Raw genomic sequence first — 20,822 nt, forward strand, 5'->3', positions numbered from 1 at the left:
TGACAGTGTTCCAGACTCAACGTTACATATCTTATGTAACATCATCCGTGGCGCATACTGAATGACGCGCCGATGCCGTCCCCACTGTCCAAGTCCCGAGGGAGTGCTCATGGTCGCCCCGCTGGCAGCCTCGACCGGAACCGCGACGTTCGGTCAGATCGCGATCGTGACCGGCCTGGTCGGGCTGGTCTACCTCTCGCTGGCCGTCCTGCTCTGGCGCGAGCGGACCGGCCGGATCACGCTGGTCGGACGGATCGCGGACACGGTCGGGAGGCTGGACGGCGTACCCCGCTGGGCCGCGCTCACGCCGTACCTGCATGCCGTCTCGCTGCTCGCCTGCGCCTTCGGGGTGTGGTGGGACATCGCGGTGCACATCGGCCGCGGTCGCGACACCGGGCCGTTCGGTACGCCGGCGCACTATCCGATCTTCTTCGGCATCCTCGGCGTGATCATCGCGGGCGTGCTGCCGATCGCGCTGGCCCGCAAACCGCTGCCGGCCCGGACGATCAGACTGACCAAGGGCTGGCGGATCCCGTGCAGTTCGGCCCTGGTCGTGCTGTGTGGGACGTTCGCGCTGGTCGGATTCCCGATGGACGACGTGTGGCACCGGCTGTTCGGCGAGGACGTCACGCTCTGGGGGCCGACACATCTGCTGATGATCGGCGGCGTGGTGCTGTCGATCTTCGCCCGGCTGCTGGCCGCCGCGGAGGTCGAGCAACTGGTCGGGATCAACCTGCGGCGCCGGTTCCAAGAGATCGTCGCGGTCGGCGCGCTGTTGATCGCGTGGGACCTGTTCAGCACAGAGTTCAACTACGGCGTACCCCAGTTCCCGCTGATCCTGCAGCCGATCCTGATCGTGTTCGGCGCGGCGATGGCGTTCACCATCGTGCGATCGCGGCGGGGCCCGGGCAGTGCCTTCGGCGCGCTGGCGGTCTATCTGGTGATCCGGGGTGCTATCGCGTGGACGGTGGACCAACCGCTCGACGGGCTGCTCGGTCATTTCCCGTTGCTGATCGTCGAGGCGGTCATCGTCGAGGCGGTGGCGCTTGCCTTGGGCAACAAGAATCGCTTCCGCCTGGGTGTCGTCGCGGGTGCCCTGATCGGCACCGTGGGCGTGGTCGCCGAATATGCCTGGAGCCAGGTGTGGATGCCGGTCAGGTGGCCGTCGTCGATGCTCCCGCCGGCCCTTGGGTTCGGCGTGGTGGTCGGCGTCGGCGCGGGTCTGGTCGGCGCATGGCTGGCGACCCGGTACGCGGAGGTGGCCGGCGAGTCGCGAGCGATGTCGATCCGGCATACCCGTGCGATTGCGGTACGCCGTACGCACCAGTTAGGCGCGGCCGGGTTGATCGCCGTACTGGGTGTCGTGTTCTTCTGCGTACCGCGGTCGGCCGAGCCGGGGGTGATGGCAACGATCTCGCTGGAGCGGGTGGCGACCGGATCCGAGCCGACCGCTTACGTGACCGTCAAACTGCAGCCCACCGATGCGGCCGACGACGCGCGGTGGTTCGAGGCGCTGGCCTGGCAGGGTGGCGGGCTGGTCCTGCATCCGCTGGAGAAAGTTGCTGATGGCACCTATCGGTCGACGGGGCCGGTGCCGATGTACGGCAAGTGGAAGTCGATGGTCCGGCTGCACCAGGGGCAGAGGGACATGGTGGCGGCCTGGGTGTACGCGCCGGCGGACCCGGCGATCGAGGAGCCGGCCGTGCAGGTGTCCGACGGGCAGACGGTCGAGTTCATCAGCGAACAGCAGGTGTTGCGCCGCGAGGAGCGGACCGACGTGCCACGATGGATGTGGAACGGTGGCTACGCGGCCGTCGCCGTGGTCGGGTTGCTGGAGGTGCTCGCGATCGCCTGGCTCGTCGGCCGGGGCGCGCGGGGCGGCCGGCTCCGGGCCGAACACCTGCTCGCGGAGAATCGTGATCGCGTGACTGATGAACTGGGGAACAGATGACGCTTCAGGCCGAACGGCAGCTCGAACAGACCGGGGTGACGACGTCGGACGGCGTACGGCTGCATGTGGAGACGACGGGCTCTCCCGATGCGCCGGTGACGGTTCTGCTCGCCCACGGCTGGACTTGTTCGACCCGCGAGTGGCACAACCAGTTCGAGGACCTGCCGACCGTACTGGGGTCGTCGCGGGTGCGGGTGGTCGCGTATGACCATCGCGGTCACGGGAAGTCCGACGCCGCGCCGATCGGGACGACCCGGATCGAGCAGCTCGCGGAGGATCTCGTCGCCGTGCTGGACGAGGTCGTGCCGTCCGGGCCGATCGTGTACGCCGGGCACTCGATGGGCGGGATGACGCTGATGGCGCTGGCGGAACAGCGGCCGGAGTTGTTCGGATCCCGGATCGTCGGTGCCGCGCTCGTGAGTACCGCGGCGGGGCCGACGACGTCGCGACCCTTCGGGCTGCCCGAGCGGTTCGACAGCGCGGCCGCGTTCGTGGCGCCGCGGGCGATGAACCTGGCCGGCGCGCGAATGGATCGGCGGAAGGCGGTACGGCCCTGGCAGGCGAGGGTCCGGCGGCCCGCGCTGAAGCAGCTGGTGTTCGGCAAGCACGCTGACCCGACCGAGGTGGACATCTTCATGGCGGATCTGGACGTGCTGCCCGGCCGGTCGTTCAGCGGGTTCTTCGAGGCGATCGCCCAGCACGACCGGGGTCACGCGCTCGAGGCGCTCGGCGGCATCCCGGTCGAGATCATGCACGGGACCCGGGACCGCCTGCTGCCGCCACGCCACGGCAACCGGACGGCGGCCCTCCTACCCCACGCTCGGCTGTGGATGTATCCCGGTGCCGGCCACATGCTCATGCAGGAACGCCCGCGTGACGTGACTCACCGCCTCGCGTCTCTGGCCCGGAAGGCCGCTCGCTTAGGGCCTGTCTGACGGTTCCCTGCGTGCTGCGCGGCACTCGGCACGGCATCTCGCTGCACTGGAGCAAAGGCCACGATGGACACCGCATCGAGGCCTTCACTCCAGCACACCGAGCTACCGCACCGAGCACCTGCTCGCGACTGCAGGGAACCGTCAGACAGGCCCTAGGGTAAGTGGGTGCAGAACCTGCTGTCTGACCTCGTGGTGGTTGACCTGACCCGGGCGCTCGCTGGTCCGCATGCGGCGATGATGCTCGGGGATCTGGGAGCCCGGGTGATCAAGGTCGAGACGCCGGCGGGTGGGGATGACAGCCGGGGGTGGGGACCGCCGTTCGTGGGTCCGCCGGACGACCGTGAGTCGACGTACTTCCTGTCCGCGAACCGGAACAAGGAGTCCGTCACCGCGGACCTGAAATCCCCTGACGGCAAGGAGTTCCTGACCAAGCTGGTCGGTCGCGCGGACGTGCTGATCGAGAACTTCCGGCCAGGAGTGCTCGACCGGCTCGGGTTCTCCGTCGAGCGGTTGCACGACCTCAACCCGGGGCTGGTGATCCTGTCGATCACCGGGTTCGGCCACGACGGACCGGACGGTGGGCGGGCCGGGTACGACCAGATCGCGCAGGGCGAAGGCGGTCTGATGAGCGTCACCGGCGCGGTCGAACCCACGAAGGTCGGCGTCCCGATCGCGGACCTGCTGGCCGGCATGTACGGCGCATACGGTGCGGTGGCCGCCCTCCATGAGCGGAGCATCACCGGCAAGGGGCGCGTGGTCCGTACGAGCCTGCTCGCCTCGGTCGTCGGCGTGCACGCGTTCCACGGGACGAAGTGGACCGTCGCGGGGGAGTTGCCCGAGCGGGTCGGTAACCATCACGCCCAGATCGCGCCGTACGGGCTGTACCGGACGCGGGACGACATCGTCCAGGTCGCGGTCGGTAGCGAGGGGCAGTGGAAGACGTTCGCGCCGATCGTCGGGCTGGATCCGGCGGACTCGCGGTTCTCCGTCAACTCGCAGCGCGTCGCGCACCGGGATGAGCTGACCGCGGCGATCGAGGACGCGTTCGCGGCCGAGTCGGCGGACGTGTGGTTGCAGCGGCTGGCCGACGCGGGGATCCCGGCCGGCAAGGTCCGCGACTTCCAGCAGGTCTACGAATGGGAGCAGACCTTGTCCCAGGGGCTGCTGATCGACGTCGAGCACCCGAGTCTCGGCCGCATCCAGCTCCCCGGCCCACCCCTCCGCTTCGACGACAACCCCCACGCCGGCGCCCGTTCCACCAACCTCCCCCCACCCCGCCTCGGCGAACACAACGAGTCAGTCCAAGCCTGGCTCGACGAGCCCCAGGGCTGAGGCGAAGCGCCGGCCCGGGGCCTCACCGCTCATGGGGCCGCAGACCGCCAGCCCATCACAATGCGAGCTGGCGGGCCGCCCTGAGCGTGGGGGACGGCGCAATCGGCCGATTGTGATGGCTTGGCCGTCCGGGGCGACTCCGGGCAAGTGTCTGATATCGATTTCCCGTGGGGTGGGGCTCAGGGGTTGACGGTGCGGCGAGGGCGGGTCTAGCGTCCGGGAAATCGATTACTCGCCTGCTTGCGGAGGTGCCATGGCCGAGGTGGCCGCGCTGGTCCGGATGGCCCGGATCGGCAAGCGGTACGGCGGGGTACGGGCCTGCCGCGAGGTCGACTTCAGCCTCGGCGCGGGCGAGGTGCATGCGCTGCTGGGCGAGAACGGCGCCGGCAAGAGCACGTTGATGAAGATCCTGTCCGGCGACGTCACCGACTACGACGGTGAGATCCGGATCAACGACGAGCCGGTGAGCTTCGGCGGTCCGACCGACGCGCAGGCGGCCGGCATCGCGATGATCCACCAGGAACTCGACCTGGTCCCCGGCCTGTCGGTGGCCGACAACATCTTCCTCGGCCGTGAACTGCGCACCCCCTGGCGCACAGTCGACCGGCGACGGATGGATCGCGAGGCCCGGGCCCTCCTCGAACGCAGCGGCGTCCGCCTCGATCCCCGTCGCCCGGTCGGCGAACTCCGGGTCGGCGAGCAGCAACTCGTCACCATCGCGAAGGCGATCTCGCTCGACGCCCGCGTCCTGATCATGGACGAGCCCACCTCCGCGCTGACCACGTCCGAGGTCGAGCGGCTGTTCGTGGTGATCCGCGAACTTCGCCGGGCCGGCGTCGGCATCGTCTACATCAGCCATCGGATGGAGGAGATCGCCCAGGTCGCCGACCGAGCCACGGTGCTACGCAACGGCGAGGTGGTGACCAGCTTCGATCCACGCAAGCTCAGTACCGCCGAAGTGGTCGAGGCGATGGTCGGCCGCCCCGTCCAGACCATGTTCACCACCCCCGACGCCGCGACCGGCGACGAACTCCTCCGGGTCGAGGACCTCGCCCTCACCCCGCGCCGCCATCGTCCCGGCCGCCGCGACCCCGCCGGGATCTCGCTGACGGTCCGCGCCGGCGAGATCGTCGGCCTGGCCGGACTCCTCGGCGCGGGCCGGACCGAACTCCTCGAGACCCTGTACGGCGTGGCGCCGGGTGGCCCGCGATCCGGCCGGATTCTCCTGCAGGGCAAGGAGATCCGCCCGCGTGGTCCACGGGACGCGCTGGCTCGCGGGATCGGGTTCGTGCCCGAGGACCGGCGCGCTTCGGGGTTGGTGTTGTTCCACTCGATCCTGGCGAACACGGTGCTCTCCAGCGTCCCGCAGTACGGGCGGTTCGGTGTGGTCGGGCGGCGGCGGGAGCGGGCCGCGTCGGTCCGGATGGCGGATCGGTTGCGGCTGAAGTTCGGCCGGCTGCAGGACGAGGTCGGCACGTTGTCGGGCGGCAACCAGCAGAAGGTCGTGTTCGGCCGGATGTTGCTGACGGCACCGAAGCTGTTGCTGTTGGACGAGCCGACTCGTGGGGTCGACATCGGCGCGAAGGCGGAGATCTACCGGTTGCTCGGCGAACTGGCCGGCCAGGGACTCGGCGTACTGCTGGCCTCGTCGGAGTTGCCCGAGCTGGTCGGGGTCTGCGACCGGGTCGTCGTACTGCGGGACGGGCGGGACGTGGCTTCGTTCAGTACCGCCGATTCGGGTGAAGGCGATCTGCTCGCCGCCGCGATGGGAGAAGGAGCCGTGTTCGAACAGGTCGGAGGGCCACTGTGACCGACGTACAGGACAAGCCGGCCGCGATCGCCGAGACGGGCGGTGGCGTGGTGGCGACGCTGTTCCGGTTCCAGAGCGTGTTCGGGCTGCTGGCGGTGTTCGTCGCGGCGATCATCTTCTCGCCCCGGCGCGACGGCCAGATCCTGTTCGTCAGCGCGGACAACCTGGCCAACGTGGTCCGGGCCGTGTCGGAGATCGGGATCATCGCGGTCGGGATGACGTTCGTGATCCTGATCGGCGGGATCGACCTGTCCGTCGGCGCCGTACTCGGGCTGGCCGCGGTCGGCTCGGCCGTGCTGATGGTGGAGAGCGACTGGGGTTTCCTGCCGTCGGTCGTCGTGGTGCTGCTGATCGGCTTGGTCTTCGGCGCGCTGCAGGGGATGGCGACGTCGATGATCGGGATCCAGTCGTTCATCGTGACATTGGCCGGACTGCAGATAGCGCGCGGGCTGGCCCGGATCTGGTCCGACGGTCAGGGCGTCGCGATCGCGTACGGCGACGGGCCGGACGAGGCGCCGGAATCGTTCGCGATCCTGGGCGAGCGGACCTTCGGCGGGCTGGTCCCGATCCCGGTGCTGATCTTCGCGGTGGTGGCGATCGCGGCCGTCGTGTTCCTCCGGGTCAGCGCGTTCTCCCGGCACCTGTACGCCGTGGGCGGTAACGAGAAGGCGGCTCGGTTGTCGGGCGTGCCGGTGACCCGGGTGAAGATCGCCGTGTTCGCGGTCTGCGGGTTGCTCGCTGCGCTGGCCGGCATCGTGCACGCGGTCCAGCTGAACCAGGGCAGCCCGAACGACGGGATCGGGTACGAGCTGGACGCGATCGCCGCGGTCGTGATCGGCGGGACCAGTCTGGCCGGCGGCCGGGGATCGGTGGCCGGGACCGTCGCGGGTGCGCTGCTGCTCGGCGTACTGAACAACATCCTTGCCCTGAACAACATCGACTCGAACATCCAGCTCCTGATCAAGGGACTCGTGATCGTTGCCGCGGCCGCGCTGCAACGGCTCAGGCCCACTTCGTGAGGAAAGGTCCTTCATGCGAAACCTCAAGCTGCCCCTTGCCGCCGCGGCCGTTGCCGCGCTGGTCCTCGCCGGTTGTGGGACGACCAGCGAGAGAACCTCCGACCAGCCGTCCGCGCAGGGAGCCAAGGCGTGCAAAGGTGCCGATGGCAAGTATGTGATCGGAATGAGTCAGGCCAACGTGGCCGAGCCGTACCGGCAGCGGATGGACGACGACATCAAGGCGGCGGCCGCCGAGGTGCCGCAGTTCGAGGTGAAGTTCGCCGACGCGGCGCAGGACAACGCCAAACAGGTCGCCGACGTGGAGAACTACATCACCCAGCAGATCGACCTGCTGATCATCAGCCCGAACGAGGCCAAACCGCTGACCGCGGTGGTGAAGAAGGCGTACGACAAGGGCATCCCGGTGCTCGTGCTGGACCGCAAGGTCGAGGGTGACGCGTACACCGGGTTCATCGGCGGCGACAACGTGCAGATCGGCACCGAGGCCGGCAAGTACGTCGCCGAGAAGGTGCTCCCGAACGGCGGCACCGTGGTCGAGCTCAAGGGCCTGGCCGGCGCGACCCCGCAGGCCGAGCGGAACCAGGGCTTCGCGACCGGGATCGCCGCGAACCCGAAGATCAAGATCATCGCGACCGCGAGCGGCGACTGGTTGCGGGAGAAGGGGCAGGCGCAGATGGACGCGCTGCTCAAGGCGAACCCGAAGATCGACGTGGTCTACGCGCACAACGACCCGATGGCCGAGGGCGCGTACCTGGCGGCGAAGGCGGTCGGCCGGGAGAAGGAGATGAAGTTCATCGGCATCGACGCGCTGCCGATCCCGTCCGGCGGCATCAAGGCGGTCGAACAGGGCCGGCTGACGGCGACGTTCACCTACCCGACCAACGGCAAGGAAGCGATCGCCGCGGCGAAGAAGCTCCTCGTCGACTGCACCACCATCGACAAGACCCAGACCCTGCCGACCCGCCTCATCGACAAGGCGAACGCGGCCGCCATCTACGCCGAGGAGAACCCCACGGGCTAGGTGCGATGGGAGCTGCCGCGTTCGATCAGGCGGGCTCCCAGGGTGGTCGTGGTGGCGGTACGGGTGCTGTCGGCGATTCTTGCCAGCAGCAACCTTGCCGCCACGGTGCCGATCTCGTACGCCGGCTGGGCGACGACCGACAACGGCGGATCCACCGGTTCGGCCCAGGGCGCGTCGTCGAAGGCAACGATCCCGACGTCACGACCTGGGCGAACCCCCTGTTCCCGTAGAGCCTGGAGGACGCCGACCGCCATCGCGGAGTTCGCGACCAGGAGCGCGTCGGGCGGATCGGGCTGGCTCATCAGCTCCGCGGCCGCCTTGTGCGCACCGGCCGCCTTGTACTCCGTCCGCCGGACCAGCTTGGTTGAACTCGGACGCTTGGCGGACTTCAGCGCGTCGCGATACCCCGCGAGCCTGTCGTCCGCAGTACGGACGCCTGCTGGTCCGGTGATGCAGCCGACCCGGTCGTAGCCCTGGGCAATCAAGTGGTCGGTCGCCTGCCGGGCCGCGAGCCGGGTGTCGACCAGGACCACGTCGCTGTCCTGCTGCGGAAGCGGGCGGTCGACGGCGACGAACGCGGTACCGCGGGCCGCGAGCTTGTCCACCGACGACGTCGTACCGGTCGGGGAGAGGATCACGCCGGCGACGCGCTCCTGGATCGCCACATCGATGTAGCGGCTCTCCTTCTCGGCGTTCTCGTCGGAATTGCACAGAACCACCGAGTAGCCGACCTCGTGCGCGACGTCCTCGACACCGCGGGCGATCGCGGTGAAGAACGGGTTCTCCACGTCGGAGATGATCAGCGCGACCACCGCGGCCTCCTGGCGGCGCAGGTTCCGGGCCGGGCCGTTCGGGCGGTAGCCGAGCTCGTCGGCGGCCTGCTGGACCCGCGCGACCAGTTCGCGGTCGACCGTGGCCTTGCCGTTCAGCGCCCGGGACACGGTGGCCGTGGAGACCCCGGCGAGCGCTGCGACATCGCTGATTGTGGCCATGCTTCCTCCTCTGCCGGTGCTGACGATAGCGGCCCGGTAAAGGATTACCCAGCCAGGGCGTGGGCACCGGGTAGCGGACGCGGGGAGCCACCGGCGTGCACGCAATGTACGTAACTCGGGACCGGTTGGAGCGTCGTGAGAAGATCGCGGGCGTGACTGCCTTGCCGAGCGTTTCCTACTCCATCACCGTCCGCCTCGAGGTGCCCGCGGGCGGCTCGACGGTGAGCAAACTGACCACCGCGGTCGAGCAGGCCGGCGGCCTGGTCACCGCGCTCGACGTCACCGCCTCCGGCCACGAGCGGCTGCGGATCGACGTCACCTGCGCCGCGGCGGACACCGCGCACGCCGGCCGGCTGGTCGAGGTGATGCGCGCGGTCCCCGGGGTGGAGATCGCCCGGGTCTCCGACCGGACCTTCCTGATGCACCTCGGGGGCAAGATCTCGATGGAGGCCAAGCACCCGATCCGCAACCGCGACGATCTGTCGATGATCTACACGCCGGGCGTTGCCCGGGTCTGCCTGGCGATCGCCGAGAACCCCGAGGACGCCCGCCGGCTGACCATCAAGCGGAACAGCGTCGCCGTGGTCACCGACGGCTCGGCCGTGCTCGGCCTGGGCAACATCGGCCCGAAGGCCGCGCTGCCGGTGATGGAGGGCAAGGCGGCCCTGTTCAAGCGGTTCGCCGGGATCGACGCCTGGCCGCTGTGCCTGGACACCCAAGACACGGAGGCGATCATCGCGGTCGTCAAGGCGATCGCGCCGGGCTTCGCCGGGATCAACCTGGAGGACATCTCGGCGCCGCGCTGCTTCGAGATCGAGGCCAAGCTTCGCGAGGAACTCGACATCCCGGTCTTCCACGACGACCAGCACGGTACGGCGATCGTCGTACTGGCCGCGCTCTACAACGCGCTTCGCGTGGTCGGCAAGGACATCAGCGGCGTACGGGTGGTGATGTCGGGCGCCGGCGCGGCCGGTACCGCGATCCTCAAGCTGCTGATCGCGGCCGGGGTGAAGGACGCGATCGTCGCCGACATCGCCGGTGTCATCCACCTCGACCGGGACGGGCTGTCGCCGGAGCTGCGCTGGATCGCGGAGAACACCAACGCGGCGAAGTACAGCGGTGACCTGAAGGGCGCGCTGGCCGGGGCGGACGTGTTCATCGGGGTGTCCGCGCCGAACATCCTGACCGGCGAGGACATCGCCACGATGAACGCCTCCTCGATCGTGTTCGCGCTGGCGAACCCGGATCCGGAGATCGACCCGGCCGCGGCCGGCGAGCACGCGGCCGTGGTGGCGACCGGCCGGAGCGACTTCCCGAACCAGATCAACAACGTGCTGGTCTTCCCAGGGGTGTTCCGCGGTCTGCTGGACGCGCACTCGACGAAGGTGTCGATCGAGATGGAGCTGGCCGCCGCGAAGGCGCTGGCCGGTGTGGTCACCGACGACGAGCTGAACGCGAGCTACATCGTGCCGAGCGTCTTCCACCCGGAGGTGCACACGATGGTGGCGCACGCCGTCCGGGACGCGGCAGGCGGCAAGGCCCCGGTCGGCGAACACTTCCCGGACGACCACCCGACACTTTGAGACGCTGGTTGTGGCGGGCCGGGTTCGTCCTGGCCTGCCTGATCCAGCTGTACGGCCTGTACGCGCCGCGGCAGGCCGGGTCCGACGTGGGCATCCCGCAGGCGGACAAGATCGCCCACCTGCTGATCTTCGCGGTGGTGGCGTACCTCGGTCTGCGGGTCGGCGTACCGGCGCGCTGGTTGCTCGGTTTGCTGGCCGCGAACGCGGTGATCAGCGAGATCGTCCAGCATTACTCGTTGCCGCAGCGCAGTGGCGATCCGCTGGATGTGTTGGCGGACCTGTTCGGAGTTGCGGTCGGCGCCTGGCTCTGGTTTCGCGGGGGCCGCAGTACAAATGCGTCTGAGCACGACATGATGGGCACATGACGGCCTCGACCCTGACCGGTTCGCTGCTGGTGGCGACCCCCCTGCTCGACGAGCCGCCCTTTCGCCGCTCGGTCATCCTGCTGCTCGACCACGACGATGACGGCGCACTCGGTGTCGTGGTGAACCGGGCCGCCGACCTGTCCGTGGACCGCGTCCTGCCCGACTGGTCCGCGACCGTGAACGAGCCGGGCGTCCTGTTCATGGGCGGCCCGGTCGGAACGGACAGCGCGCTCGCCGTGGCCGAGGTGATCGAGTCCGCCGATCCGCCCGGCTGGCGCGAGTGCTTCGGCCGGATCGGGCTGATCGACCTGGACGTGCCGCCGGCGCTGCTCGAGGGCGCGATCCAGCGGATGCGCATCTTCGCCGGCTACGCGGGCTGGTCCAGCGGCCAGCTCGAGGGTGAGATCACCGAGGGCGCCTGGTACGTCGTACCGTCCGAACCCGACGACGTGTTCAGCATCCAGCCCGAGAACCTCTGGCGCCGGGTGCTACGCCGGCAGAACGACCAGATGGCGTACCTGGCGACCTACCCGGACGACCCCACGCAGAACTGACCGCCTCGCCGCACACCGCCTCGCCGCAGAACTGACCGCCTCGCGGGCCGTGCTGTCGTCCCGGCCCGCGAGCTTTGCTGTCAGTCGTCGCCCTCGCCGTCGCCCTCGCCGGGGTTGAGGGAATCCCAGATCTCCTTGCACTCCGGGCAGACGGGGAACTTCTGCGGATCCCGGCTCGGGACCCAGACCTTGCCGCACAAGGCGACCACCGGTGTGCCCATCACCATCGCCTCGGTCAGCTTGTCCTTCGGCACGTAATGGGAGAACCGCTCGTGATCGCCTTCTTCCAGCGACGTCTGGGTGCGCTCGTCGAGAATCGTCTCCGCGCCAGGGGTCAGCTGAGTGCTCATCCCCCGAGTGTAGGTCGCCTCCGCCGCCAACCAGGAGTTTTTCCACAACCGGGGAGATCGCCGGGGCAGTTAGCGGCAGTGGAGGTCCTGTCGCCGAGTACTCGGGGGTTCGACCTGACGTTGAAGCGGAAGATCTTCGAGGAGGCCGGCTGCCCGGCGTACTGGGTGGTGGATCCCGACACGCCGAGCCTGACCGCGTGGGAGATGCGGGACGGGGCATATGCGCAGGTCGCGATGGTCACCGGCGACGAACCGGCGGACCTCAGCAGCCCGTACGACGTCCAGGTGGTGCCCGCCGATCTGATCTTGTAACCGATCTCAGGTAACGTTCCTGCCCGGCCGACAGTCGACTATCGGGGGAGTATGCCGTCCGTGGATTCGCACGCGCCCGCAACACCAGCCGTGCTCCCTCCGGCCTACCCGGACCGCGCCGCCTGGGGTACGGCGAGCAAGCTGCGGGCCTGGCAGGCGGAGGCGCTCAAGCTCTATCTGGACCAGCAGCCGAAGGACTTCCTGGCGGTCGCGACGCCGGGCGCGGGCAAGACCACGTTCGCGCTGACGGTCGCGTCCGAGTTGCTGCACCGCCGGGTGATCGAGCGGGTCACTGTGGTGACGCCGACCGAGCACCTCAAGGTCCAGTGGGCCGAGGCGGCCGACCGGGCCGGGATCGCGATCGACCCGGCGTTCGCGGGCCGGCGCGGCAAGACGAACAAGGACTTCCAGGGTGTCGCCGTCACCTACGCCGGGGTCGCGGTCAACCCGCTGGCCTTTCGGGTCCGGACCGAGCGGCTCCGCACCCTGGTGATCCTCGATGAGGTACACCACGGCGGCGACGCGCTCAGCTGGGGTGACGGTGTCCGCGAGGCGTTCGAGCCGGCCACCCGTCGGCTCGCGCTGACCGGGACGCCGTTTCGCAGCGACGACAACCCGATCCCGTTCGTCACGTACGAGGAGGGGCCCGGCGGCGTCGCTCGGAGTAAAGCGGACTACACGTACGGCTATGGGCACGCGCTGCGCGACCACGTCGTCCGGCCGGTCATCTTCATGTCGTACTCCGGCGAGATGCGCTGGCGGACCAAGGCCGGGGACGAGGTGGCCGCGCGACTGGGCGAGCCGCTGACGAAGGACCTGACCGCGCAGGCACTTCGTACCGCGCTCGACCCGACCGGAGAGTGGATGCCGGCCGTGTTGTCGGCCGCGGACAAGCGGTTGACCGAGGTCCGGCGGCACATGCCGGACGCGGGCGGGCTCGTCATCTCCGGCGACCAGAACACGGCCCGGGCGTACGCGAAGGTGCTCCGCGAGCTGACCGGTGAGGCGCCGACAGTCGTCCTGTCCGACGAGAAGGCGGCGAGCAAGAAGATCGCCAAGTTCTCCGAGGGCGAGCAGCGCTGGATGGTCGCGGTCCGGATGGTGAGCGAGGGAGTCGACGTACCCCGGCTCGCGGTCGGGGTCTACGCGACGCCGACGTCGACGCCGCTGTTCTTCGCCCAGGCGGTCGGTCGGTTCGTCCGGGCCCGGAAGCGGGGTGAGACGGCGTCGGTGTTCGTGCCGTCGGTGACGCGGTTGCTGAGCTTCGCCGCCGACATGGAGGCCGAGCGGGACCACGTGCTCGGCCGGAAGAACAGCAGGGAAGACGGTGACATCTTCGGGCTCGAGGACGACCTGATCGCCCAGGCGAACAAGACCGAGGGCGCCGGCGACGACCTCGATGCGAAGTTCGAGGCGCTCGGGTCGGACGCGAGCTTCGACCGGGTGGTGTTCGACGGTGGTGACTACGGGACCGGTGGTGAGCTCGCCTCCGACGAGGAGCTCGACTTCCTCGGTCTGCCCGGCCTGCTCGAGCCCGACCAGGTCCGCGAGCTCCTCCGCGAACGACAGGCCAAGTCCATCGCCCAGCAGAAGCGCTCGCAGCGGACGGTCAGCGACAAGGAGGACCCGACCCCGACCGAGCTCGCCACGCACGAGCAGATCGCCCTGCTCCGCCGCGAACTCAACGGCCTGGTCGCCGCCTGGCACCACCGCACCGGCCAGCCCCACGGCGTCATCCACAACGACCTCCGCCGCAAACTCGGCGGCCCAGCCGCCGCCCACGCCTCCTCCACCCAACTCCGCGAGCGGATAGAACTGATCCGAGACTGGGCCACCCAACGCCGAGCCTGAACCTCCACAACCCACCCGCCCACAGCCCACGGTTGCAGCCGGTGAGCCCGGGGCTGTTGTTACCGCTGGGCTGGGCGGAAGGCTGAGCGGTACTGCAGGGGGCTCATTGCGAAGCAGGCGCGGAAGCGGCGGCTGGCGTGGCTTGGGTCGGGCCAGCCGACCAGGGCGCCGATCGTGGCCATCGGCAGGTCGGTCTCGATCAGCAGGGCGGCGGCACGCTCGGCCCGGATGCGTTGCAGGTAGGCCATCGGCGACACGCCGACCGATCGGCCGAACAGGCGAACCAGGTACCCGGGCGCGAGGTTCACCTCGGTCGCCAGTTCGGTCAACGTCCACGGCCGATCGATGGTTGCCTCCAGCATCCGCATCGCCTGCTGTACGGCCGGGTGCGCCGGATCGGGCCGGTGCAACGGCTGATCACCGGTGGCCAGGGCGCCCGCAAGCAGCGTGAGGTGCCCGAGCCTGGACGCGGGCTGAGGGTCATCCGCGAGAGCAGTGCACCATCCGTCGACCTGTCGGACGGTGGTCTCGGTCAGCTGGATGGTCAGCCGCTCCGACGGGTGCCGGTGCGGAGGCTGGAAGATCCGGCCGAGCTGCGGGTCACCCGCGATCCAGGCCAGCTCGCGGGTGAACACGTCGGCGCCGACGTACGTGTTGTGCAACACCAGTTCGCGGCAGTGGCTGTAGCCGTGCCACTCGCCGGGCCGGAGTACGACGACCGAGCCGCGCCGGAGTATGGCCTCGCCTCCGGTCGAGACGTGGGTGGCCCGGCCGGCCAAGACCACAGCGATCTCGAAGAACGCGTGGCCGTGGGACGCCACGTCAGCGCGGAGGCGGATCCGCTCGGCGGCCACCGGTAGCTGCTCCGTGAACACCTCGGAGCGAAGGATCTCGTGCACGTCGCGTCCCACCTGAAGGTCAAGATCGTCCAAGAACTGGATCACTGCCTGCTGTCCAGCCAGATACGCCGGCGAGACCCTGAAAAGACCTTACCGACAACGGATTCCCAGGGAGTGCAGATGACCATGATCGAGCCCAAGATTCTCGACGACGAGACCATTTCCGCCTATCGCCGCGACGGTGTCGTCCGGATCGGCGGCATCATCGGCCGGGCCGAGGCGGACCGCTTCCGGGACGCGGCCAGCGCCGCCGTCCGGACCGCGGCCGACAACGCGGCCGAGTCGGCGATCTTCAACCAGTACGTCAACATCTGGCAACAGGATCCGGTGCTGCGCGAACTCACCCTCGACTCCCGGCTGGCGAAGGTGGCGACCGCGCTGGCCGGCGTACCGCTCCGGCTGTGGCATGACCAGGTGCTGATCAAGTCGCCGCACAACGGGGCGGCGACGGAGTTCCACCAGGACGCGCCGTACTGGCCGCATGCCGGCTCACGGCACGCGCTGTCGGCCTGGATCGCGCTGGTCGACGTCCCGGTCGAGCGCGGGTGCATGACCTTCATCCCGGGATCGCAGCGGCTGCGGGAGTTGCGCAAGCAGGATCTGTCCGACTCCCACGACCTGTTCCGGGCGGCACCCGAGTTGCAGTGGGAGGAGCGGCTGACGATTCCACTACGGGCCGGGGACTGCACGTTCCACAACGCGTACCTGGCCCACTCGGCGACGCCCAACCTGACCGACGACCCGCGGGTTGCGCACGTGGCGATCTTCATCGACGCCGACACGACGTACACGGGAGCGCCGCATGTCGTCACGGACGGCCTCGGCCTGACCGTGGGGGAGCCGCTCGAACACGAGTTGTTCCCCCGGGTCAGCGAGGGGTGAGGTCCTGGGTGCCGATCACGTCGAGGAGGCGGATCGCCTGGTCGGAGGGGGAGCCGGGGTCGGCGGTGTAGAGGACGACCCGCTGGTCGCGTTCGGGGATGAGCAGGATCTCGCAGATCACGTCGATGCGGCCGACGACCGGATGGTGGATGGTCTGGCACATGCTCTGCTGGGTGGCGACCTCGTGCAGGGCCCAGATCCTGGCGAACTCCTTGCTGCCAGCGAGCAGGTCGTCAACCAGGGCCGCGATCGAGGGGTCATCGGGGAACTTGCCGGTCGCCGCACGCAGATCCGCGGCGGTCTCCCGCGCCCACTCCTCGGTCGCCTCCTTGCCGAAGAGTTCCTGCTGCCTCGTCCCACCGAGGAAGCGCAGGCGCAGCAGGTTCCGCTCCCGCGCCGGTACCGCCGAGAAGTCCCCGAGCAACGCCGCCGCCAACGGATTCCACGCCAGGACGTCGTACTTCGCGTCGAGCACCACACCCGGTACGTCGAGCCGCGCGAGCATCCGCAGTACGCCGGTCCGGACGTCGGAAGGTGGTCCCGGCAACGGGTCAGGTTGTTCGCCGGCGAGCCGGAACAAGTGATCGCGCTCGTCGGCGGACAACCGGAGCGCGCGGGCCAGACCGGTCAGCACCGGACGCGACGGACGAGGGCCACGACCCTGTTCGAGCCGGGTGTAGTAGTCGGTCGACATGGTCGCGAGCGTGGCGACCTCCTCGCGCCGCAGCCCCGGCGTACGGCGCCGGAGGCCGGCGGGCAGACCGACGTCCGCCGGCCGGAGCCGCTCACGGCGGATCCGGAGGAAGTCGGCCAGCTGTCCTCGGTCCATGCCTCCCAGGATCTCAGGAAGCTCGCAGGCCAGGGAGGGACTCCCGATCCCAGGCTCAACCCGCTCTGCCGCGCACCGCTGGACCACCACAACCTGGATGCCATGAGCAACCACAAGATCGCCCTCGTCACAGGCGCCAGTAGGGGAATCGGCCGGGAGATCGCCCGGCAACTCGCGGAGCTCGGCCAGACCGTGCTGCTCGGCTCCCGGGATCTCGGCCGGGTTCAGGCCGTCGCCAAGGAACTGGCCGAGGATGGTCTCGACGTCACAGCCATCCAGCTGGACGTGAACGACCCGGAGTCCATCCGCGCCGCCGCGAAATGGGTCGAGGCCGAACACGGACGGCTCGACGTACTGGTCAACAACGCGGCGATCATCCCCGAGGGCGACACGGCCGTCTCCGAGATCGCGGCGAATGTACTGCGGCAGGCGTTCGAGACCAACGTGATCGGCCTGGTCGGCGTCACCCAGGAACTGCTCCCGCTGATCCGCAAGGCACCGGGCGCGCGGATCGTCAACCTGTCCACCTCGCTGGCCTCGTTCACCCAGGTCGCGGATCCGGCCTCGCGGATGTCGACCGTGCGCACCCTCGGCTACAACTCCTCCAAGGCCGCGGCGAACATGGTCACGGTGATGCTTGCCAATGAGCTCCGCGGCACGGACATCCTGGTCAACGCCGCCGACCCCGGCAACTGCGCAACCGAAATGGGCGGATGGGACGCACCCCGCACCGCCTCCCAGGGCGCCGCGGTCGCCGTCCACCTGGCAACCGTTCCCGCCGACGGCCCAACCGCCGAGGTCCACACCGACACCGGCCGCCTCCCCTGGTAAGGGCCGGGTGGTTAGGTCATGACATAGATTGCCAGGGTGGCCCGTCTGCTGACCGATATCCGCCCGCTGCGGGAGTCGGCCGACTTCCGCAGGTTGTGGGTCGGGTCCACGGTCTCGCAGCTCGGGCAGCAGATGACCGCGGTCACCGTGTCGATCCAGGTGTACGCGCTGACCGAGTCGACCTTCGCGGTCGGCCTGGTCGGGCTCTGCTCGCTGGTTCCGCTGGTCGTGTTCGGGCTGTACGGCGGGGCGATGGCGGACGCGATCGACCGGCGGACCCTCGCGCTGGCCAGCAGTGCCGGACTCTGGCTGCTGTCCATGGTGCTGGTGGTCCAGTCGCAGCTGAGCTGGAACCAGGTGTGGATCCTGTACGGCGTGGTCGCGCTCCAGTCGGCATGTTTCGCGATCAACAACCCGGCGCGAGCCGCGATCATCCCGCGACTGATCCGCCCAGAGCTCCTGCCGGCCGCGAACACCCTGAGCCAGGCGGCCTTCAACCTCGGCTTCACAGCCGGCCCGTTGATCGGGGCAGCGGTGATCGCCTGGCACGGCTTCGCCGCGGCGTACCTGGTCGACGTGATCACGTTCACGGCTGCGCTGTACGCGTTGTTCAGGCTGCCTCCCGTGCCACCGACAGGTCAGGTCCGGCGGGCAGGGATCCGGTCGGTGCTGGAGGGGTTCACCTTCCTCCGCGCCGCCCCGGCCCTGCTCGCCACCTTCCTGGCCGACATCTTCGCCATGGTCCTGGCCCAGCCGCGTGCACTCTTTCCCGCGGTGGCGGGCAGCTTCTTCGGAGGCGGCGTACGGACTGTCGGTCTGCTCCAGGCGGCGCCCGCGATCGGGGCGCTGGTGGGGGTGCTGTTCTCCGGCTGGGTGAGCCGGATCCGCCGTCAGGGCGTCGCGATCGCGGTGGCGATCTCCGTGTACGCCTTGGCGGTCGGGCTGTTCGGGTTGTCCCGGACGATCTGGTTGGGAGTCGCGCTGCTCGCGTTGTCGGGTGCCGCCGACATGGTGAGTTCGGCGTACCGGAACACCGTGCTGCAGTCGGCCGCACCGGACGCGATGCGGGGCCGGCTGCAAGGGGTCTTCATCGTGGTGGTCGCCGGTGGCCCGAGGCTCGGCGACTTCGTGGCCGGTACGACGGCCTCGCTCACCACCCCGACGATCGCGCTGCTCGGCGGAGCGACCGCCTGCATCGTCGGCCTGCTCATCCTCCTCGCCCGAAACAGGCCGTTCCGGCAATACGACTCAGAGGTCAGGGCACTGAGTTAGCCGCCGGTGACGAGTTTCTTGAGGACAGTCGGCCAGGAGTCCATGTCGGGATTGATCTTCTGCATCGGTTTGTCGTCGACGGTGACGACCGGGCGGTCGCCGAGCGGCTTCTTCAGCTTGATCGACAGGATGGAGACGTCGTCGCCCGGCTGGCACGGCTCGGTGGCGTCGTAGACCGCCATGATCTTCTCGTCGTACTCGACCACCTTCACGTCCAGCGAGCAGGTGCCGACGACGCCGATGACCAGGTCGAGGTCGTCGTACGAGGGCCGGTTCTGGATCCAGCGCAGGTACTTCGGTTTGTTGCCCTCGACCACCTGGTACTGCGTGACCGGCTGCGGGTTCTCCTCGGTCACGTCACCGCTGCCGTCGCCGATGAAGGAGCCGTAGAGCATGTGGATACAGGGATCGGACCTGCTCTCCTCGCTGTCGCCGGCTCCCCAGGCCTGGGCCACCTGGTAGCAGCCGTTCGACTCCCGGTTCAGCGACACGTTGAAGCCGACCAGCGCCAGGGCGGCCAGCACCATCAGGCCGGCGAGCATCCGGCGCGACTTGATCCGCTTCGGGGTGAGCCGGGTCTCGCCGTCCTCCGGGTGCTGCTGGAACAGGCCGAGCGCGGTGCTGGTCCAGCGCGGGTTGATCAGGGTCGGTACCGCGTACAGCAGGATCAGAACCACGCAGACGGCGATGGCGGGGAGGAGCGCCCAGTAATTTCGCACGGCAGCAAGATACGGGGCCATCGGTCCGCGCCCGAAAAACGGATACTCTTCGGGAGTGCCCGCAGAGACGTCCCAGACGCTCGACCGGGGACTCACGGTCCTCGAGTTGCTGGCGGACGCCCCCGACGGCCTCTCGATCACCGAGCTGGCGGCCGCGCTGGGCGTCAGCCGGACCGTCGTCTACCGCCTGGTCAACACGCTCGAACTGCACCGGCTGGTCCGCCGGGACAGCGAGGGCCGGGCCCGGCTCGGTCTCGCCGTGCTGCACTACAGCCGCCGCGTCCAGCCGACCCTGCGCGACGCCGCGTTGCCGGTGCTGCGCTCGCTGGCCGAGGACACCGGTGCGACGGCTCACCTGACCGTGGCCGATGGTGACGAAGCGCTCGCGATCGCGGTGATCGAGCCGAGCTGGACGGACTTCCACGTGTCCTACCGGATGGGTTCGCGGCACGCGCTGGACCAGGGGGCCGCGGGCAAGGCGATCCTGGCCGGCCGGCGCAAACCGGATCCGGCGGGCCGCCCGTTCGTGATCACCTCCGGCGAACTCCAGGCCGGCGCCCAGGGTGTGTCGTCCCCGGTTCTGGGTGTGCCGGGCGTCGAGGCGTCCATCGGCGTCGTGGTACTGGGCAAACTCGACCGAGACTTCGTCGGCCCCCGTGTCGCCCGGGCAGCGGTAGAAGTAGCCAAACGCCTCGCCTAAGACCGGGTGGCTGCCTGCACGAGCGGTAGGACTCGGTGGGCGACCTGTTCGGCGAGGGCGATCACGGTTGAGGCGCGCTGGACGCCGCGGACGATGACGACCTGGTCGATCACGCGCTGCAGGTCGGCGTTCGAGCGGGCGACGATCCGGCACCACAGGTCCTCGGCGCCGGTGATCGTGTAGACCTCCAGCACCTCCGGGATCCCGGCCAGCGCTGCGGCGACCGCGGTATGCCCCGACCCCTGCTCGATCTGCAACGTGGCGAACGCGGTCACCGGGAATCCGATCGCCGCCGTGTCGATCTCCGGACCCCACCCGCGCACGACCCCGTCGCGCTGCATCCGGTCCAGCCGCGCCTGCACCGTGCCGCGCGCGACGCCGAGTCGCCGGGACGCCTCCAGCACTCCGACCCGCGGTTCGGTGGCGAACAGGTCGAGGATCCGGGCATCCAGCGCGTCCACCCCGGCCATACTCGCTCCTTCGATCGGGCAGCCTGACCAAATAGTCCAGCAGGCTCCTGAGAATACCGGACAACCTGACCAGCAAAGAACGCTTCTGTTGCGCAACCTGTCCGCCACCGACAAAGCTCACGGTCAAGCCGAACACCCTGACCGG

21 protein-coding genes are annotated in these 20,822 nt (G+C 69.3%); 15 read left to right on the forward strand and 6 right to left on the reverse strand.

Features of this window, described 5'->3' with window-relative positions; translation table 11 throughout:
• The first annotated feature begins 109 nt into the window (after positions 1-109).
• The 6 genes from EV643_RS22565 to EV643_RS22590 all read left to right on the forward strand — a co-directional run bounded on the left by EV643_RS22565 (position 110) and on the right by EV643_RS22590 (position 8,068).
• Complete coding sequence (locus tag EV643_RS22565; protein WP_133802101.1) at positions 110-1,951, forward strand: hypothetical protein; 1,842 nt, start codon at positions 110-112, stop codon at positions 1,949-1,951.
• Entirely contained in the window at positions 1,948-2,886 is a 939-nt protein-coding gene (locus EV643_RS22570) for an alpha/beta fold hydrolase (RefSeq protein ID WP_133802102.1), read from the forward strand. The genes EV643_RS22565 and EV643_RS22570 overlap by 4 nt, the downstream gene beginning before the upstream one ends.
• 165 nt (positions 2,887-3,051) lie before the next feature.
• The gene (locus EV643_RS22575) at positions 3,052-4,218 is read left to right on the forward strand and encodes a CaiB/BaiF CoA transferase family protein (RefSeq protein ID WP_133802103.1); all 1,167 of its coding nucleotides are present in this window, start codon (positions 3,052-3,054) and stop codon (positions 4,216-4,218) included.
• A gap of 253 nt (positions 4,219-4,471) precedes the next feature.
• Positions 4,472-6,028: a sugar ABC transporter ATP-binding protein gene (locus tag EV643_RS22580; protein WP_133802104.1), complete on the forward strand. Its 1,557-nt coding sequence runs from the start codon at positions 4,472-4,474 to the stop codon at positions 6,026-6,028.
• Positions 6,025-7,047: an ABC transporter permease gene (locus EV643_RS22585; protein ID WP_133802105.1), complete on the forward strand. Its 1,023-nt coding sequence runs from the start codon at positions 6,025-6,027 to the stop codon at positions 7,045-7,047. Before EV643_RS22580 ends, EV643_RS22585 begins: the two co-directional genes overlap by 4 nt.
• A 13-nt stretch (positions 7,048-7,060) precedes the next feature.
• Complete coding sequence (locus tag EV643_RS22590) at positions 7,061-8,068, forward strand: substrate-binding domain-containing protein (protein ID WP_133802106.1); 1,008 nt, start codon at positions 7,061-7,063, stop codon at positions 8,066-8,068.
• Here EV643_RS22590 and EV643_RS22595 read toward each other — a convergent pair.
• Positions 8,065-9,060 (reverse strand): LacI family DNA-binding transcriptional regulator, encoded by a 996-nt coding sequence (locus tag EV643_RS22595; RefSeq protein WP_133802107.1) that lies wholly within the window; start codon positions 9,058-9,060, stop codon positions 8,065-8,067. The genes EV643_RS22590 and EV643_RS22595 overlap by 4 nt on opposite strands.
• Positions 9,061-9,212: 152 nt before the next feature.
• Between EV643_RS22595 and EV643_RS22600 the strand changes: the two genes are divergently transcribed.
• The 3 genes from EV643_RS22600 to EV643_RS22610 are packed head-to-tail and all read left to right on the forward strand — an operon-like array spanning position 9,213 to position 11,562.
• The gene (locus EV643_RS22600) at positions 9,213-10,643 is read left to right on the forward strand and encodes an NAD-dependent malic enzyme (protein WP_133802108.1); all 1,431 of its coding nucleotides are present in this window, start codon (positions 9,213-9,215) and stop codon (positions 10,641-10,643) included.
• Positions 10,640-11,008, forward strand: a complete 369-nt coding sequence (locus EV643_RS22605) for a VanZ family protein (RefSeq protein ID WP_238165727.1) — start codon at positions 10,640-10,642, stop codon at positions 11,006-11,008. Before EV643_RS22600 ends, EV643_RS22605 begins: the two co-directional genes overlap by 4 nt.
• Entirely contained in the window at positions 11,005-11,562 is a 558-nt protein-coding gene (locus EV643_RS22610) for a YqgE/AlgH family protein (RefSeq protein ID WP_133802109.1), read from the forward strand. The genes EV643_RS22605 and EV643_RS22610 overlap by 4 nt, the downstream gene beginning before the upstream one ends.
• An 80-nt stretch (positions 11,563-11,642) precedes the next feature.
• Here the strand turns inward: EV643_RS22610 and EV643_RS22615 are convergent, their stop codons facing one another.
• Positions 11,643-11,912, reverse strand: a complete 270-nt coding sequence (locus EV643_RS22615; protein WP_133802110.1) for a DUF3039 domain-containing protein — start codon at positions 11,910-11,912, stop codon at positions 11,643-11,645.
• Between the two features lie 78 nt (positions 11,913-11,990).
• On the opposite strand from EV643_RS22615, the gene EV643_RS45800 reads away from it, so the two are divergent.
• Together EV643_RS45800 and EV643_RS22625 are read left to right on the forward strand one after the other, a co-directional pair.
• The gene (locus EV643_RS45800; protein ID WP_238165728.1) at positions 11,991-12,224 is read left to right on the forward strand and encodes a Uma2 family endonuclease; all 234 of its coding nucleotides are present in this window, start codon (positions 11,991-11,993) and stop codon (positions 12,222-12,224) included.
• Between the two features lie 51 nt (positions 12,225-12,275).
• Positions 12,276-14,075: a DEAD/DEAH box helicase gene (locus tag EV643_RS22625; RefSeq protein ID WP_133802112.1), complete on the forward strand. Its 1,800-nt coding sequence runs from the start codon at positions 12,276-12,278 to the stop codon at positions 14,073-14,075.
• 59 nt (positions 14,076-14,134) lie between these two features.
• Here EV643_RS22625 and EV643_RS22630 read toward each other — a convergent pair whose 3' ends face one another.
• The gene (locus EV643_RS22630; protein ID WP_133802113.1) at positions 14,135-14,974 is read right to left on the reverse strand and encodes an AraC family transcriptional regulator; all 840 of its coding nucleotides are present in this window, start codon (positions 14,972-14,974) and stop codon (positions 14,135-14,137) included.
• Between the two features lie 120 nt (positions 14,975-15,094).
• Here EV643_RS22630 and EV643_RS22635 point away from each other — a divergent pair, with 120 nt between their 5' ends.
• A complete protein-coding gene (locus tag EV643_RS22635) occupies positions 15,095-15,856 on the forward strand; it encodes a phytanoyl-CoA dioxygenase family protein (protein WP_133802114.1) in 762 nt (253 codons plus the stop codon).
• Here EV643_RS22635 and EV643_RS22640 read toward each other — a convergent pair.
• Positions 15,843-16,685 carry a helix-turn-helix transcriptional regulator gene (locus EV643_RS22640; protein ID WP_133802115.1) on the reverse strand — a complete coding sequence of 281 codons (843 nt, stop codon included), beginning with the start codon at positions 16,683-16,685 and terminating at the stop codon, positions 15,843-15,845. The genes EV643_RS22635 and EV643_RS22640 overlap by 14 nt on opposite strands.
• 102 nt (positions 16,686-16,787) lie before the next feature.
• Between EV643_RS22640 and EV643_RS22645 the strand changes: the two genes are divergently transcribed.
• Together EV643_RS22645 and EV643_RS22650 are read left to right on the forward strand one after the other, a co-directional pair.
• Positions 16,788-17,516: an SDR family oxidoreductase gene (locus EV643_RS22645; RefSeq protein ID WP_133802116.1), complete on the forward strand. Its 729-nt coding sequence runs from the start codon at positions 16,788-16,790 to the stop codon at positions 17,514-17,516.
• Between the two features lie 36 nt (positions 17,517-17,552).
• Positions 17,553-18,788 carry an MFS transporter gene (locus tag EV643_RS22650; RefSeq protein ID WP_202869708.1) on the forward strand — a complete coding sequence of 412 codons (1,236 nt, stop codon included), beginning with the start codon at positions 17,553-17,555 and terminating at the stop codon, positions 18,786-18,788.
• On the opposite strand, the gene EV643_RS22655 is transcribed toward EV643_RS22650, so the two are convergent.
• Complete coding sequence (locus tag EV643_RS22655; RefSeq protein WP_238165729.1) at positions 18,785-19,507, reverse strand: hypothetical protein; 723 nt, start codon at positions 19,505-19,507, stop codon at positions 18,785-18,787. The genes EV643_RS22650 and EV643_RS22655 overlap by 4 nt on opposite strands.
• A gap of 55 nt (positions 19,508-19,562) precedes the next feature.
• On the opposite strand from EV643_RS22655, the gene EV643_RS22660 reads away from it, so the two are divergent.
• On the forward strand, positions 19,563-20,207 hold the full coding sequence (locus EV643_RS22660; protein WP_133802119.1) for an IclR family transcriptional regulator: 645 nt from the start codon (positions 19,563-19,565) through the stop codon (positions 20,205-20,207).
• Here EV643_RS22660 and EV643_RS22665 read toward each other — a convergent pair.
• Positions 20,204-20,677 (reverse strand): Lrp/AsnC family transcriptional regulator, encoded by a 474-nt coding sequence (locus EV643_RS22665; protein WP_133802120.1) that lies wholly within the window; start codon positions 20,675-20,677, stop codon positions 20,204-20,206. The genes EV643_RS22660 and EV643_RS22665 overlap by 4 nt on opposite strands.
• Between the last annotated feature and the right edge of the window lie 145 nt (positions 20,678-20,822).

The organism is Kribbella caucasensis (genome assembly GCF_004361855.1).
GTDB classification, from domain to species: domain Bacteria; phylum Actinomycetota; class Actinomycetes; order Propionibacteriales; family Kribbellaceae; genus Kribbella; species Kribbella caucasensis.

Coding starts and splice junctions, on each gene's coding strand:
- EV643_RS22570 (WP_133802102.1), top strand. CDS start 1,948: ATGACGCTTCAGGCCGAACGGCAGCTCGAACAGACCGGGGTGACGACG.
- EV643_RS22645 (WP_133802116.1), top strand. CDS start 16,788: ATGAGCAACCACAAGATCGCCCTCGTCACAGGCGCCAGTAGGGGAATC.
- EV643_RS22610 (WP_133802109.1), top strand. CDS start 11,005: ATGACGGCCTCGACCCTGACCGGTTCGCTGCTGGTGGCGACCCCCCTG.
- EV643_RS22665 (WP_133802120.1), bottom strand. CDS start 20,677: ATGGCCGGGGTGGACGCGCTGGATGCCCGGATCCTCGACCTGTTCGCC.
- EV643_RS22635 (WP_133802114.1), top strand. CDS start 15,095: ATGACCATGATCGAGCCCAAGATTCTCGACGACGAGACCATTTCCGCC.
- EV643_RS22590 (WP_133802106.1), top strand. CDS start 7,061: ATGCGAAACCTCAAGCTGCCCCTTGCCGCCGCGGCCGTTGCCGCGCTG.
- EV643_RS22640 (WP_133802115.1), bottom strand. CDS start 16,685: ATGGACCGAGGACAGCTGGCCGACTTCCTCCGGATCCGCCGTGAGCGG.
- EV643_RS22565 (WP_133802101.1), top strand. CDS start 110: ATGGTCGCCCCGCTGGCAGCCTCGACCGGAACCGCGACGTTCGGTCAG.
- EV643_RS22625 (WP_133802112.1), top strand. CDS start 12,276: ATGCCGTCCGTGGATTCGCACGCGCCCGCAACACCAGCCGTGCTCCCT.
- EV643_RS22580 (WP_133802104.1), top strand. CDS start 4,472: ATGGCCGAGGTGGCCGCGCTGGTCCGGATGGCCCGGATCGGCAAGCGG.
- EV643_RS22615 (WP_133802110.1), bottom strand. CDS start 11,912: ATGAGCACTCAGCTGACCCCTGGCGCGGAGACGATTCTCGACGAGCGC.
- EV643_RS22595 (WP_133802107.1), bottom strand. CDS start 9,060: ATGGCCACAATCAGCGATGTCGCAGCGCTCGCCGGGGTCTCCACGGCC.